Here is a 16120-nt window from a genome sequence, read left to right on the forward strand (position 1 = left end):
GAGGCATCGATGCGTCCTGCCCGTCGGCAGGGTGCTGGCGCGTTACTGTCGCGCCACGGCATCAATGCGCGATCGCACTCGATGAAGGCGCGCCCCGCGGCGCGCCTTGGATCAAGCGCTCAATCCCAGACGATCGGCCAATGCATTCGCATGCTGTCCGCGGATACCGGTCATGTGGTTGCCGCCCCCGCGAATCAACTGCACGCGCGGCGCATGCCGCAGCCAGCCCGAACGCATCCGCTCGGCTTCCTCGTCGTTGCCGGCGGCATCGAGGTCGGGGTCGGTCATATAGACCACCCGAAGCACACCGTCGTACTCGCCCGCGGGCCGGTAGTGGGTGCGCAGGCAAGCGGCGAACATGCGCAGCGCTCCGAGCATCGATGCGGGATCCGAGCGCGCCGGCATCAGCCCCACCTCGGCCATGCGCCGATGCACCAGATGCATCCGCGCCGACGCCGGCAACGGCCGCAGCCTGGCCGCGTCGATGCCGAGCGGCTGATCGGTCGACAACTGCACCAGGGCGATCCAGCGCAGCAGCACGTCCAGTTCGTCGCACTCGGCCATGGCCGGATCGGAAGTCGGAGGTCTCGAATCGAGCAGGTCGACGCTGGCGAGCGTCCTGCCCTGCTCGCGCAGCCGCAACGCCACCGCGAACGCGATCCATCCGCCGAAGGAATGGCCGACCAGCCGGATCGGACCCTGCGGCGCCGCCTGCAGCACCTGCGGCAGAATCGATGCCGCGGCCGTTTCCACCGACGTGCATGGTGGCTCGATGCCATCCAGTCCGCGCGGCTGCAGGCCGATCACGCTGGCCTGCGGATGCGCGGCCTGGGCCAGATCCAGCAGGCTGACGATGCTCGCGCCCGCGCCCGGAATGCAGAACACCGGCGCGCGCAGGGGACCGCCGATCTTGAGCGGAATCGATTGCGTCGCCGCCGGTGGCGTCGGCAGCGGCGGCGCGGCGCGCGTGCCGGCGATCCAGCCGGCGACATCGGGTTCGTCGTGCGCGCAGCGCAGGGTCGGCAGCATCGCCGGCTCCGGCGGCGTCCATGCCTCGCACGCCGCTTGCAGGCGATCGGTCGCCGCATCTGCGTCTGCTTGAGTCGAGTGCGCCGGAAGCGCGGCGTCGGGCACCACCGCCACGCAATGCAACGGCAGATCGCGTCCGAGCATCTCGAGCGCGAGCGCCTGGGCGAAGATGCCGGCGCGGTCGCCCAGACCGACCAGCACGCAGGCCGCGTGAACACCGCGCGCATGCAGATCGGCCAGCAGCGCCTTGGCCATGCCGGGCAAGGTGGTCGCCTCGCCGCGATCCGGTATCTGGATCGCGATGGTGGCGTCCGCGGACGCGATCGCGATCGGCGACTCCGCGCGCTCGTGCAACACGATCATCGTGCCGGTGGTTGCATTCATGCGCTTACCTCGTTGTTCGCGACAGTCGTCGACGCGTCGCCGTCTAAACCGGCATCGATCGCGATCGACGACAGCGCACGCTCGGGATCGCTCGCGAGCGCCGCGACCAGATTCGCCATCGCGGTCTGCATCATCATGCACACCGCGGCGGGATCGATCCCGGCCACGCACTGCACGCTGACGACGAAGCCGTGGCCGGCGCCCTGATCGTCGACCGAGACCGCGACCGGATAATTGGTGCGTTCCTCGCCGAGGACCAGTTCGATGCCCTGCCAGGTCTCGCGCGCACGCGCCAATTGCTGCGCATCGCCGATCGGGCTGTGGCGATAATTGAACAATGTATTGAACAGCGGCGAGCGCGAACCCGTCGGGCTGCATCGCTGCGCCAGCGCCAACGGCGCCTGCTCGTGGCGCAGGATCGCGCTCAATTCGCCGAACGCCAGTTCCACCGCCGCGCGCAGGCTCAGGCCGTCCAGTTGGAACCGGACCGGCAAGGTGTTGATGAACACGCCCATCGCGCGTCCGGAACCGCGGATGCCCTGCAGGCGGCCGGACAAAACCGTGCCGAAGGCGACGTCGCCGCTGCCCGTGAGCACCGACAGGCAGCGCGCCCACGCGATGTGGAACAGCACCGCCGGCGCGACCCCGAGCCGCTGCGCATTCGCGCGCACGCCGGCGGCCAGGGCCGGCGATACCGGCTCGTGCACCGCGACCACGCTGTGGCCGCTGCCGCGCACCTCGGGCACGCCGAACACGATCGTCGGCTCGACGAAATCGGCGAAGCGTTCCTCGAAGTAACGCCGCTGTTCGGCCGCTGAGGTGGAGCGTTGCGCGGCGATGAAGTCGCGGTACGGCGCAGGCGGCTGCAACAGATCGGCGCGATCGCGCAGCAACAGATCGACCTCACCCAGGATCAGGTTCTGGCTGACGTGATCGCTGACCATGTGATGCACCAGGATGGCCAGCAGCCAACCGTCCGCGGCATTGCCCGGATCGCGTGCGTAACGCGCCTCCAGCAGTGGCGCGATGCGCAGGTCCTTGCGCGCCACTCTTGGATCGGTCAGGCGGAACATCTGCTCGGTGCCGTCTTCCGCGGCGTCCAGTTGCAGTTCGATTGCCGGCAACTGTGCGCGACGCTGGACCACCTGCACCGGTTGCAGCAGCGACTCCCAATGCACGCCCGTGCGCAGCGCATCGTGGCGGTCGATCACGTGCTGCAGATGGGCGAGCAGGCTGTCCAGGCGCGCGCGGCCGTCGATGCGAACCACGTAGCGTAACAGGTACGGATCGCCTTCGCGCTGGATCAGATGATGGAACAGGATACCGGTCTGCAAGGTTCCCAGCGGATACACATCCTGGATGTTGTCGGCGCCGCCCGGCACCGCGGCGACCAGCGCGTCGATGTCGGCCTGATCCATGTCCACCAGCGGCAACAGCGCGGGCACGATCCGCTGCGCGCCGGCCTGCAGCGGATTGGATGGCGCGGATGCGACGTCGCTATCGGCGGTCGATGCCTCAATTGCGCGCGCGGCCAGCTCGGCGAGTCGCGGAACCGCGAACACCGTCTGCACGTCCAGCACGATGCCCTGCTCGCGCAACCGCTCGATCATGCCGACGATCATCAGCGAGTGACCGCCGAGTTCGAAGAAGTGATCGTCGCGGCCGACCCGCTCGACCCCGAGCATCTCCGACCAGATCGCGGCGATCGCCGATTCGACGCCCGCGGCCGGCGCGGCATAGGCCACCAGGCCGGCGGCGCCGGTCGGCGCCGGTAGCGCGGCTTTGTCCAGCTTGCCGCTGGCCAGCAGCGGAATCGATTCCAGCGCGACGAACGCCGCGGGCAGCATGTACTCAGGGAGCCGTGCGGCCAGAGCGTCGCGCAGGCCGCGCGTATCCATGGCTTGGTCGCTGGCCAGCACCACGTACGCGACGATGCGAGGCTCGCCGTCGCCGTCCCGGCGCACCGTCACCGCCGCGTCGCGTACGGCGGAACACGCCAACAACGCCGCCTCGATCTCGCCCAGTTCGATGCGATAGCCGCGCAGCTTGGTCTGGCCGTCGTCGCGGCCGAGGAATTCCAGATGCCCGTCGTGGCGCCAACGCGCGATGTCGCCACTGCGGTACCAGCGCGATCCATCGGCGTCGCGCAGGAACTTCTCGTCGGTCAGCGCGGGCCGGTCGAGATAACCACGAGCCACGCCGTCGCCGCCGATCCACAACTCGCCGGCCGCGCCCACCGGCGCGGTCTGGCCGTAAGCGTCGACGACGCGCACCCGCACACCGGCGATCGGCCGGCCGATGCCGCCGTCCCAGGCCTGCGCGGCGGCCGCGCAGTCCAGCGCATGGGCGGTGGCGTACACGGTCGCCTCGGTCGGGCCGTAGGTATTGAGCCAGCGCGTCGCCGCTGTCGCCGGCAAGTCGCGCCATTGCGCCAACGCGGCGGGCTCGGCTTTCTCGCCGCCGACCACCACCAGACGCAGATCCGATCCGATCGCCGGACGATCCAGATCGCCGCGCGTCGACGCCTGCACCCAGCGATGCCAGAACGCGGTCGGCAAATCGGCCACGCTGATCCGTTGATCGCGCAGGAACCGTTCGAAATCCGCGTCGGGCACGACCAGCGCCGCGGGACGCACGACGATCGTCGCGCCCGCCCACAACGCCGGGAATATCTCCTCGACCGACGTGTCGAAGCTGCACGAGGCGTAGTGCATGACCCGGTCCTCGGCGCTCAGCCCGCACCGGATCAGGTGATTGCGGATCAGATGGACCACGTTGCGATGTTCGACCACGACGCCCTTGGGCCGACCGGTCGAACCGGAGGTGTAGATCACGTAGGCGGCGTCGGATGCGGACGCGGCGGCATCCATATCGCTCAAGGTATCCATCGCTTCGATCGGTGCGCAGGCGTCTTCGATCAGTAGCAGCGGAATATCTTCGCCGCCGGCCACCCTGCCCCACCGCTCCATGATCGCGGCCTGCGCGATCGCCACCGCCGGGCCGCAGTCGGCCAGCATGTCGGCGATGCGCGCATCCGGGTACACCGGATCGATCGGCACGTACGCGGCGCCGGCCTTCAACACGCCGAGCATGGCGACGATCTGGTCCGCGCCGCGGCCCATGACCAGCGCAACGTAACGTCCCGGCCCCGCGCCGAGCGCGCGCAGGCGCCGGGCGACGCGTTCGGCGCCTGCATCGAGTTCGGCATAGCTCAGGCGCCGTTCGCCGTCGACGATCGCATCGCTGTCGGGGCACGCGCGCACGCGCGCTTCCACGCCGGCGTGAACGGTCGCGGGCGCGTCGTCGTCGGGCAACGTGGGACCTTGCTCCCACCCACGCAATCGCTCGGCTTCATCGGGCGCGTACAGTCGGTGCGCGGCGTGATCGGCATCGGGCCGGCTCACCAGCGCGCCGATCGCCTCGCGCAGATAGCCGGCGATGCGCGCGGCCTGCGTCGGCGACAACCGCGCGGGATCCACGATCACCTGCAGCAGCAAACGTCCGCCGGTATGCGAGAACGATACGTCGAGCGGATAACCGGTCCACTCGTGGACGCGCGATCCCAACAGCCGCAGGCCCGCGTTCTCCAGAGCATCGTAGGCGTGGAAGTTGACGTAGTTGAAGATCGTCTCGAACAAGGCTTCGCCGCCCTGCTCGCGGTGCAGGCGGAAGTATGGGTAGTAGCGATGTTCGATCGCGCCGAGTTCGGCTTCGCGCACCTGCAGCACCAGGTCGCGCCAGCGGCCCGGCGCCATGCGCGCGCGCAGCGGCAGCGTGTTGAGAAACAGGCCCAGCGCGCGGTCGCCGTCGGCGCTTTCCGGCCGCACATTGGAGACCAGCCCGGTGGTGACGTCCTGGCCGCCGCATAGCGAGGCCAGCACGCGCAGATGGACGCTCAGCAGCAGCGTCCGCACCGGCACGCCCAGGGTATTGGCGAGATCGCGCAGGCCTCGTTCGTGATCGGCGGAGATCTCAAGCGCTTCGGCATGGTAGCTGCCCGATGCATGCGCGCCGGCGTCATGAGCCGGCAGCACACCGCGCTGGAAGCCCTCCAGCGCGCTGCGCCAGAACGCCGCCTGGCGCGGATCGTCCAATGCCGCCTGTTCCAGCGCCACCGCGTCGGCCGGCGACACTTGCAATCGCCGCGGTTCCGGCTGACCGGTGTCGCCGCCCGTGAGTGCACGCAAATAACCGGCGAACACTTCGGTCTGCATCAGCGCCACGCTCCATCCATCCAGGATCGCGTGGTGGAAACTCATCGTGTACTGGATGCGACGCTCGTCGAGCCGGTGCACGAACACCCGCCACAGCGGCGGCCGTTCGAGATCGAAGTCGCGGCCGCGCTCGCGCGCGACGAACGCGGCGACGGTGGCGGCGCGCGCGTTGGCGTCCTGAGGCCGCAGATCGACGACCTCCAGCGGCACGGGCGCCCGCGCGTGAACCAGTTGCAGCGGCTCGCTGTAGCCGCCATGGACGAAACCGGTGCGCAACGCAGGATGACGGCGCATCGCCGCGTCCAGCGCTTCGCGCATGCTGGTTTCGCTCCAGCCCGGCAATTCGAGTTCGTAGCTGAAAACGTCGTGATAGGCACCCTCGGCGCGGGCGAGTTGGGCGTGGAAGATCATGCCCTGTTGCAGCAGGGTCGCCGCATAGGCCGCTTCGATGCCGTCGGGCAGGCGCGCGGTGTCGGCGGCTGTCAATGCGCGTGGCCGCAGACGCTCGGTCGAGGCTTCGACGCTGCGCACGCCCGGCGAGAGTTCGGCGATCGTCGGCGTGCGGAACAGATCGGCGATGGAGAATTCCATCGCCTGCTCGCGCGCCTTGGCGACCACGGCGATGCTGCGTATCGAATCGCCGCCGAGTTCAAAGAAATTATCGTGACGCCCGACGCGCGACACGTTCAGCACCTGCGACCAGATGCGCGCCAGCGCTTGTTCGGCTTCGCCTTCGGGCTCGGCGTAGTCGCGTTGCGCGTACGCCACCGAGTCCGGTGCCGGCAGACGGCTGCGGTCGAGCTTGCCGTTCGCGCTCAGCGGCCACTCGGCCACTGCCACGTAGAGCGCCGGCACCATGTATTCGGGCAGTCGTTCGCTCAGCATCTGTCGTAGCGCGGCCACCTGCAGCGGCTCGCCTTCGACGTAAGCCACGAGTCGCGGCTCGCCGCTACCGTCGGCATGCGCGCACAACACCGCCTCGCGGACGCCCTCGCACTGGCGCAGCGCGGTTTCGATCTCGCCCAGCTCGATGCGGAAGCCGCGCAGTTTTACCTGGAAATCGTTACGGCCCAGATATTCCAGTGCGCCGTCTTCGCGCCAACGGCCCAGATCGCCAGTGCGGTACAGGCGGTCGCCCGCGACGAACGGACTGTCGATGAATCGCTGCGATGTCAGTTCGGGCTGGTTCCAATAACCGCGACCCACTTGCACGCCGCCAATGTACAGCTCGCCAACCGCGCCCAGCGGTACCGGCCGCAAGCCGCTGTCCAGCACATACATCCGCACGTTCGGTGCTGGACGTCCGATCGGAACCGCGCCGCTGTCGCCAGCCTCGCAGGTCCACCACGTCACGTCGACTGCGGCTTCGGTCGGACCGTACAGGTTGTGCAAGGCGACCTGCGGATACGCCGACAGGAATCGGTCGCGCAGTTCGCCGCTCAGCGCTTCGCCGCTGCACAGCACCGCACGCACGTTCGACAGCGAACCCTCGCGTCCATGCCGAAGATACGCATCCAGCATCGAAGGCACGAAGTGCAGCACGGTCGTGCCGCTGCGTTCGATCAGTTCGCTCAGATACGCCGGGTCCTGATGGCCGCCTGGACGCGCCAGCACCAAGCGCGCACCGACCGACCACGTAAGGAAGAACTCCCACACCGATACGTCGAAACCGAACGGCGTCTTTTGCAGCACGCGGTCGTTCGGGCCTACACCAAACACTTCGCGCGCCCATTGCAGACGGTTGCATACCCCGTCGTGCTGGTTCATCGCGCCCTTCGGCGTGCCAGTCGAACCGGAGGTGTAGATCACGTAGGCCAGATGATCGGGTTTCAGACCCAATGCCCGCGCATCCGGATCGGTCTCGATGAGCGACCACGACTCGGGTTCGTCCAAGCGCAGCATTGTTTCCGAGGCAGGCGAGTCCGCGGCCAACAGCGCCGCACCAACCGCATCGGCCAGCACCAGCCGTGGCCGACAGTCGTCCACCATCGCCTGCACCCGCTGCGCCGGCAGCGACGGATCCAGCGGCACGTAGGCAGCGCCGGACTTGAGGATGCCCAGCAAACCGACCGTCATCGCCAGACCGCGCTCGACACACAGCCCGATCCGGTCGTCCGGCCGCACGCCGTGCGCCAGCAAGGTATGCGCCAAGCGATTGGCCTGAGCATTCAATTCGCCGTAAGTGAGCTGCGAACCTTCGAACTCCACCGCCACCGCATCCGGTGCCGTCCGCGCCTGCGCTTCGAAACCGGCATGCAAGGTCGCCATCGGCGGGTAGGCGCGATCGGTGGCGTTAAACGTTTCCAGCAGCAACGAACGCTCGGACGATGGAAGTACGCCGTCCGCGCCCTGATCGCTCGCCAACACCTCCAGCGCGGTACGCAGATAGCCGATCAGGCGTCCCGGATCCGCCGCCGCTGCGGAGTTTGAGCACTGGGCGAGGATGGAGAACCCTTCGTCGGTATCGTCCACCGCAATGGCGATGGGGTAATTGGTGCGTTCGCCGCCGGCGACCAGGCGGATGCCCTGCCTCGCCAGCGCCTCGGCGGCGCGCGCGTCGGCCGCCTCGCCCCGGCGATAGTTGAGCAAGCTGCTGAACAACGGCGTCGGCGGCGCGACCGCGCTGCAACGCTGAGCCAGCGACAGCGGCGCCTGTTCGTGCGCGAGCAGCGCGTTGAGTTCGTCCTGCATCGAACGCAAGGCCGCGTCGACGTTCGCGGCGGCGTCCGCGCCGACATCCGAGGCATGCAGTCGCACCCGCACCGGCAAGGTATTGATGAATACGCCGAGCGCGCGGTCGGACCCGGCCACGCCCTGCAGGCGGCCGGACAGCACCGTGCCGAACACCACGTCGTCGCGGTCCACGCAGGCCGCGAGCACCCGCGCCCAGGCCAGATGGAACAGCGCCGCGGGCAGTACGCCGATGCGCTGAGCGCGGGCGCGCAGGGCTTCGGACAATGCACGCGGCAGCCGCTCGGTCGCTTCGCGCAATGCGCTGCCGTCGCCGCGGACATCGGTCGCGCCGAACGGCAAGGTCGGTTCGGCGAGGTCGGCCAGGCGGGCGCGGAAATACGCTTCGTGCGCCTGCCGCGGCACCGACAGCGTATGCGCGATGAAGCGACGGTACGGCAGCGGCCTCGGCAGCGCGTCGCCGGACATCAAGGCCAGCACTTCGCGCATCATCATCGCCAGGGTGACGTGATCGCAGACCGCGTGGTGGGCAAGCAATCCGAGCAGGCATTCGCCGCTGTCGGCCGCGTGCACGCGATGGGCCGCGAGCAGCGGTGCCCGACGCAGATCCAGGCGGGTGCGATCGGGATCGGTCGCCGCCAGCAAGGCTGCGGTGGCGGCCTGTGCGTCGGCCATGCGGCCGTGGTCGATGCGCGGCAACACCGCCTGCCGGCGCACGACCTGCAGCGGCGTTTCCACGCCCTCCCAGTGCAGCGCCGTGCGCAGGATGTCGTGGCGATCAATCACCGCCTGCAACGCATCAAGGAACGCGTCGGCCTGGGCGTCGCTGTCGAACGCGATCACGGTGCGCAGCAGATAAGCGTCGCCGCTGCCGCCGAGCAGGTGGTGGAACAATATCCCTTCCTGCAACGGCGCCAACGGGTACATGTCCTGCACATTGCCCGCGCCGCCGTCGACCACCGCGACGACCGCGTCGATGCGCGCCTGATCCAACACCACCAGATCGAGCATATGCGGCTCGATCCGCGTCGTGTCGACCGCGATGCCGCTGGCATCGGCCGCGAACGCGTCCGACGCCTGCGTGCCGTCGAGGGTGCGCAGCCGCGCCGCCATCCGCGCCAGCTCCGGCGTGTCGAACACCGCGCGCACGTCGAGGACGCGGCCGCCGTGACGCAGCCGCTCGATCAGCGCGATCGCCGACAGCGAGTGCCCGCCCAGTTCGAAGAACGAGTCGTGACGGCCGATTTCGTCGATGCCCAACACCGCCGACCAGGCCTCGGCCAATGCGGTTTCGTCCTCGCCCCGCGGCGCCGCGTAGGCGCGGCGCACCACCGTGTCCTGCCCGTCCGGCATCGGCAGGGCCGCGCGATCGACCTTGCCGTTGGACGTCAACGGCAACGCGTCCAGCACGACGAAGGCCGACGGCATCATGTAGTCCGGCAAGCGCGTGGCGAGACGATCGCGCGTCGCCGCAGCCGACCACGCCGCCGGATCGACCGGAACGACATAGGCGACCAATCGGCGATCCCCCGGCGCGAACTCGCGCACCTCGACCAATGCCGCATGCGCGTCGTCCGCATCGAGCAACTGCGCTTCGATCTCGCCCAGCTCGATGCGGAAGCCGCGGATCTTGACCTGGCTGTCCAGGCGTCCGAGGAACTCCAGCTGTCCGTCGCCGCGATGGCGGGCGCGATCGCCGGTGCGGTACATCCGCGCCTGCGGATCGTGCGCAACGAACGGGTCGGACAAGTAGCGCTCGGCAGTCAGCGCTTCGCGGCGGAAGTAGCCGGCGCTGAGGCATTCGCCGCCGATATACAGATCGCCGGCCACGCCTTCGGGCACCGGGTTGAGATCGGCGTCGAGCACGTAATAGCGCGCGTTCTGGATCGGCCGGCCGTAGGGAATGCTCGGCCACGCCGGATCGACGCGCCCGATCGGGAAGTAGTTGGACCACACCACCGCTTCGGTGGCGCCGCCCAGGCCGATCGGTTGGCAGTTCGGAAACGCGGCGCGGACCGCGTCGGGCAGTTCCAGCGCGATCCAGTCGCCGCTGAAGAACGCCAGTCGCAACCACGGCGACTGCACACCGTCCTGCAGGAACGGCACGAGCTGGGCGAACACCGCCGGGGCCGAATCCCAGAAAGCGATTCGTTCCTCGCGCAGGATCCTGATCAGCGCGCGCGGGTCGGCGACTTCCTCGCGCGTGGCCACGCGCACCCGCCCGCCCGAGCCGAGGATGCCGAACAGGTCGTACACCGACAGATCGAAGCACAGCGAGGTGGTGAACAGCAGGGTGTCGTCCGCGCCCACGCCGAAACTGCGCTCGACCCATTCGAAAAGATTGACCGCCGGGCGATGCTGCACCATCACGCCCTTCGGCAGGCCGGTCGAGCCGGAGGTGTAAATCACATACGCGAGCTGGTCGGAGACGATGCCGAGCGATGCCGCATCGGGGTCGTGATCGGGATAAGCCGCGACCGCGCGCTCATCGTCGAGGCGCAATACCTGCATCGGCGGGTCGCTCGCATCGAGCGCGGCCAGGCCGAGCACGCCGGGATCGTCGAGCAGATGGCCATCGGCCAGCAGCGCCACCGGCGCGGCGTCTTCGAGCATGTAGGCCAGGCGATCGGGCGGGTATGCGGGATCCAGCGGCACGTAAGCGCCGCCGGCCTTGAGGATGCCGAGCAGCGCCGCCACCATCGCCACGCCGCGTTCGGCGCAGATCGCGATGCGCTCGCCCGGACGCACACCCATGGCCAACAGGCGATGGGCGATCCGGTTGGCGCGCGCGTTGAGTTCGCCGTAGCTGCAGGAACCGCCGTCGGCGATCACCGCGATCGCGTCCGAGCGCAGGCGCGCCTGGCGCTCGAAGCCGGCATGGATCAGATCGTCGCGCCGGTACGGCACGGCGGTCGCGTTGAACTCGTCCACCAACCGCGCTCGCTCGCGCGGCGGCAGCACCGGCAGCGCATGCGCGGGGGTGGGATCGTCGCATTCGACCGCCGCCAGCAGGCGTTCGATCGCATAGGCGTAACGTTCGGCCATGGCCGCCGCGTCGATTCCCGGCGCGCACATCGCGACCAGGGTGATCGCCTGACCGGCCAGATCCACCGACAAGGTCAACGGATAGTTGGAACGTTCGCGGCCGGCATGCACGCGCAGGCCTTGCAGGCCCGCGTTCGCCTGCTGATCGGGCTGCGAGTCGAGTTCGGAACCCGATCCGGCATGGCGCACGTTGAGCAAGGCCGTGAACAACGGCAACGGCGCCTCGACGCCGCTGCAGCGCTGGGCCAACGCCAGCGAGGCCTGCTCATGCCGCAGCAGTTCGGCCAGCGCCTGGCGCGTGCGCTCGACCAGTGCGTTCGCATCGACGCCGTCTAGCGCGATGCGCAGCGGCAGGGTGTTGATGAACACGCCGAGCGCGCGCGCCGCGCCGGCTTCGCGCATGCGTCCCGACAGTACCGAGCCGAACACCACATCGCGACGGCCGGTGCACGCGGCCAAGGTCAGCGCCCAGGCCGCGTGCAGGAACGCCGACAGCGGCACGCCGCGCGCGCGCGCCAGCCGGTGCAGGCGCAGCGCGAGTTCCTCGCGCAACGGCTGACGCGACTCGGTCGCGGCCGCGCCGGCATCGCGCACGTCCAGGATCGCGAACGGCGCGGTCGGTTCTTCGACGTCGCCGAGCGTGCGGCGGAAATAAGCCTCGTGATCGGCGCTGCCGCTGAGCCGCGCGCGCGCGATGAACTCGCGGAACGGCACCGCGGCCGGCAACTGCGCGCCCTTCCCCGCCAGGCGCATGGCGATTTCCTCGACCACCGCCGCCAGAGTGATGTGGTCGCTGATGAAGTGATGGTTGACCAGCGCGAGCAGCCATTCGCCGCCCTCGTCCGCGATCGCGTAGGCGCGCAGCAGCGGGCCGTGGCGCAGATCCAGGCGCAGCCGCGCCGGATCGGTATGCGCTTCCAGCGCCGCGCGCGGGGTCTGGCCCGGCTGCGCCGCGATCTGTTCCAGTTGCAACGTCGCCCGGCGCAGCACCACTTGTACCGGTTCCGGCACGCCTTCCCAGCAGGCCACCGTGCGCAGCACGTCGTGGCTGTCGATGGTCGCCTGCAGTTCGCGCAGGAACCCGTTCAGGCGCGCGCGGCTGTCGAACCCGATCACCGCACGCAACAGATAGGTATCGCCTTGGGTCTGCAGCAGATGGTGAAACAGGATGCCTTCCTGCAGCGGCGCGAGCGGATAGATGTCCTGAATGTTGCTCGCGCCGCCCGGCACCGCCGCGGCGATCGCATCGATGCTCGCCTGCGGCAAGGCGATCAGCGGCAGCATGTGCGGCTCGATGCGGTCGGCGTCGGCGGGAATCAGGTTCGGCGGTACGGCGACGGCCGCTTCCGAGGCATCGTCCAGTGTCATGCGTCGCGCCAGCGCCGACAGTTCCGGCGCGGAGAACACGTCGCCGACCTGCAATCGCCAGCCTGCGCGCGCCAGCGGTTCGACCAGCCGCAGGATCCGCATCGAATCGCCGCCTAGCTCGAAGAAATTGTCGTGACGGCCGACGCGCGGGACGTTCAGCACCTGCGACCAGATTCGCGCCAGCGCTTGTTCGGCCTCGCCTTCAGGCGCGGCGTAGTCGCGTTGTGCGTAGGTAGCCGAGTCCGGTGTCGGCAGGCGGCTGCGGTCGAGCTTGCCGTTCGCGCTCAGCGGCCATTGGGTCACGGCCACATACAGCGCCGGCACCATGTATTCGGGCAATCGTTCGCCTAGCGCCTGCCTTAGCGCGGCTACCTGCAGCGGCTCACCTTCGATATACGCGACAAGCCGTGGCTCGCCGCCGCCGTCGTCGGTATGCGCGCTTACCACCGCCTCGCGAACACCCTCGCATTGGCGCAGCGCGCTTTCGATCTCGCCCAGCTCGATGCGGAAGCCGCGCAGCTTCACTTGGAAGTCGTTGCGACCGAGGTACTCCAGCGCGCCGTCTTCGCGCCAGCGGCCCAGGTCGCCGGTGCGGTACAGGCGGTCGCCCGTAACGAACGGGTTTTCAATGAATCGGTGCGACGTCAGTTCGGGCTGGTTCCAATACCCGCGGCCCACCTGCACGCCGCCGATATACAGCTCGCCGACCGCGCCCAACGGTACGGGACGCAAACCGCTGTCCAGCACGTACATCCGCACGTTCGGCGCCGGGCGCCCGATCGGAACCGCGCCGCTTTCGCCGGCCGCGCAGGTCCACCACGTCACGTCTACTGCCGCTTCGGTCGGGCCGTACAGGTTGTACAAGGCGACCTGCGGATACGCCGACAGGAATCGGTCGCGCAGTTCGCCGCTCAGCGCTTCGCCGCTGCACAGCACTGCACGGACGCCCGACAGCGAGCCTTCGCGTCCATGCCGCAGGTACGCATCCAGCATCGACGGCACGAAGTGCAGCACGGTCGTGCCGCTGCGTTCGATCAGCTCGCTCAGATACGCGGGGTCCTGATGGCCGCCCGGACGCGCCAGCACCAAACGCGCACCGACCGACCAGGTAAGGAAGAATTCCCACACCGAGACATCGAAACCGAACGGCGTCTTCTGCAGTACGCGGTCGTCCGGGCCGACACCGAACACTTCGCGCGCCCATTGCAGACGGTTGCATACCCCGTCGTGCTGGTTCATCGCGCCCTTCGGCGTGCCGGTCGAGCCGGAGGTGTAGATCACGTAGGCCAGATGATCAGGTTTGAGACCGAGCGCCTGCGCATCCGGATCGGTCTCAATGCCCGACCACGACCGAGGTTCGTCCACCCGCAGCACCGCTTCCGATGCCAACAACTCGGCGGACAACAGAGCTGCGCCGGCCGCATCGGTCAGCACCAGCTTTGGCCGACAGTCGGCCACCATCGCCTGCACCCGCTGCGCCGGCAGCGACGGATCCAGCGGCACGTAAGCCGCGCCGGACTTCAGAATCCCCAGCAAACCGACCGTCATCGCCAGACCACGCTCGACGCACAGCCCGATCCGGTCGTCCGGCCGCACGCCCCGCGCCAGCAAGGTATGCGCCAGACGATTGGCCTGTGCATTCAATTCGGCGTAAGTCAGCTGCGAACCTTCGAACTCCACCGCCACCGCATCCGGCGTCGTTCGCGCCTGCGCTTCGAAACCGGCATGCAAGGTCGCCATCGGCGGGTAGGCGCGATCGGTCGCGTTGAAGCCTTCCAGCAACAACGAACGTTCGGACGACGGAAGCAGCGCAAGCGCATCGACCGGCGCGGCGGGATCGCGCGCCATCTCAAGCAACAACCGCTGCAGGTAATCGGCCCAGCGCTCGACGCTCGCGTGGCGGTACAGATCGGCATCGTAGGTGAGGCTGCCGACGAGGCCATCGGCGGCTTCGCTAAGATTCAGTACGAGGTCGTGGCTGGCGGTCTGCTGCTCCAGCGGGAAGTCCTCGATGCGCAGGCGACCCAGCCGCAGCGTCGCCGACGGCGTGTTGTTCAACGACACCAGGGTCTGGAACAGCGGACCGTGGCCGAGTGCGCGCTGCGGACGCAACGCGTCGACGATGCGATCGAACGGCACCTCCTGGCGTTCGAAGCAGCTCAGCAGTTCGTCATGCACGGCGCGCACCAGGCGCTCGGCGCCGATGCCCTCGTCCAGCCGTACCCGCACTGGCAAGGTGTCGACGAAGAAACCGATCAAGCCTTCCAGTTCGGTGCGCGGACGATGCGCGACCGGCATGCCGACGACCAGGTCGCGCTGGCCGCTCATGCGCGCCAGCAACACGTTCCAGGCGGCGAGGATGACCGCGAACGGGGTCGCGCCGCAGCGCGCGGCGAGCGCGCGCACCGCGGCGCTCACGGTTTGCGGCCAGCCGATGACGACGCGCGCGCCGCGATGGCGCGCGACGCCGGAACGCGCGAAGTCGCCGGGCAGCGTCGACAGCAGCGGCGCGCCGTCCAGCACCTGCCTCCAGGCCGACAAGGCGGCGTCGAAGCCGTCGCCGTGCAGACGCTCGCGCTGCCACGCGGCGAAATCCACGTATTGCAGCGGCAACGGCGGCAGTGGATCGGGCAAGGCGTCCAGGCGCGCGGCGTACAGCGCCGCGAGCTCGCGCACCAGGATGCCGATCGACCAGCCGTCGGAGACGATGTGGTGCTGAGTCATCACCAGCACGTGGTCGTCGTCGCCGAGGCGGATCAGGCGCGCGCGCATCGGCGCTTCGCGCTGCAGATCGAACGGCATTCCGGTTTCTTCGCCGCACAGCTCGCGCAGCCGCGATTCGCGTTCGCCGTCGTCGCCAACGCCGGACAGATCGGACTGCGCGAGGGCGAAATCGGCCGCGTCGACGATCGTCAGCTCCGGCTCGCCGTCGCGGTCGAGAATGCGGCTGCGCAGGATCTCATGCCGCGCGGTCAGATCGCTCAGCGTGCCCTGCAGCGCGTCGCCGCGCAACGGACCGAGCAGGCGCAACGCGGCGCCGATCCGGTAGGCATCGCCGCCGGCGCCGCCGAGGCGGTGCAGAAACCACAACCGGCGCTGGCCCCACGACAGCGGCAGTGGGCCGTCGCGATCGATCCGAACGATGGCGGTGGCGTCGGCGTTCGCTTGCGCACCGGTCGCGCGCAGACGCTTGAGCGCGACCGCGCGGCGCAACGCGTCCAGCCGGTTGCGCGCCGCTTGCTCGTCGCTCGCACGCTGGTCCGTTCCGCCCTCGCCCGCATGGTCGCCGCTGACGCGATCGTCGCCGTCCTGCCGCTGTCCGTTGTCGCCTGCATCGTCTCGATTTTGCGTCATTACCTGGATTCCATTTCGTCGTCGATCCCGCACGT

2 protein-coding genes are annotated in these 16120 nt (G+C 69.0%); both read right to left on the bottom strand.

What is annotated here, in order from left to right; translation table 11 throughout:
- Positions 1 to 111: 111 nt before the first annotated feature.
- Positions 112 to 1413 (bottom strand): alpha/beta fold hydrolase, encoded by a 1302-nt coding sequence (locus tag ASD86_RS18990; RefSeq protein WP_056114219.1) that lies wholly within the window; start codon positions 1411 to 1413, stop codon positions 112 to 114.
- Positions 1410 to 16085 (bottom strand): non-ribosomal peptide synthetase, encoded by a 14676-nt coding sequence (locus ASD86_RS18995; RefSeq protein ID WP_056114222.1) that lies wholly within the window; start codon positions 16083 to 16085, stop codon positions 1410 to 1412. The genes ASD86_RS18990 and ASD86_RS18995 overlap by 4 nt, the downstream gene beginning before the upstream one ends.
- Positions 16086 to 16120: the final 35 nt, after the last annotated feature.

The organism is Lysobacter sp. Root690 (assembly GCF_001427785.1).
Lineage (GTDB): Bacteria > Pseudomonadota > Gammaproteobacteria > Xanthomonadales > Xanthomonadaceae > Lysobacter.

Coding starts and splice junctions, on each gene's coding strand:
- ASD86_RS18990 (WP_056114219.1), bottom strand. CDS start 1,413: ATGAATGCAACCACCGGCACGATGATCGTGTTGCACGAGCGCGCGGAG.
- ASD86_RS18995 (WP_056114222.1), bottom strand. CDS start 16,085: ATGACGCAAAATCGAGACGATGCAGGCGACAACGGACAGCGGCAGGAC.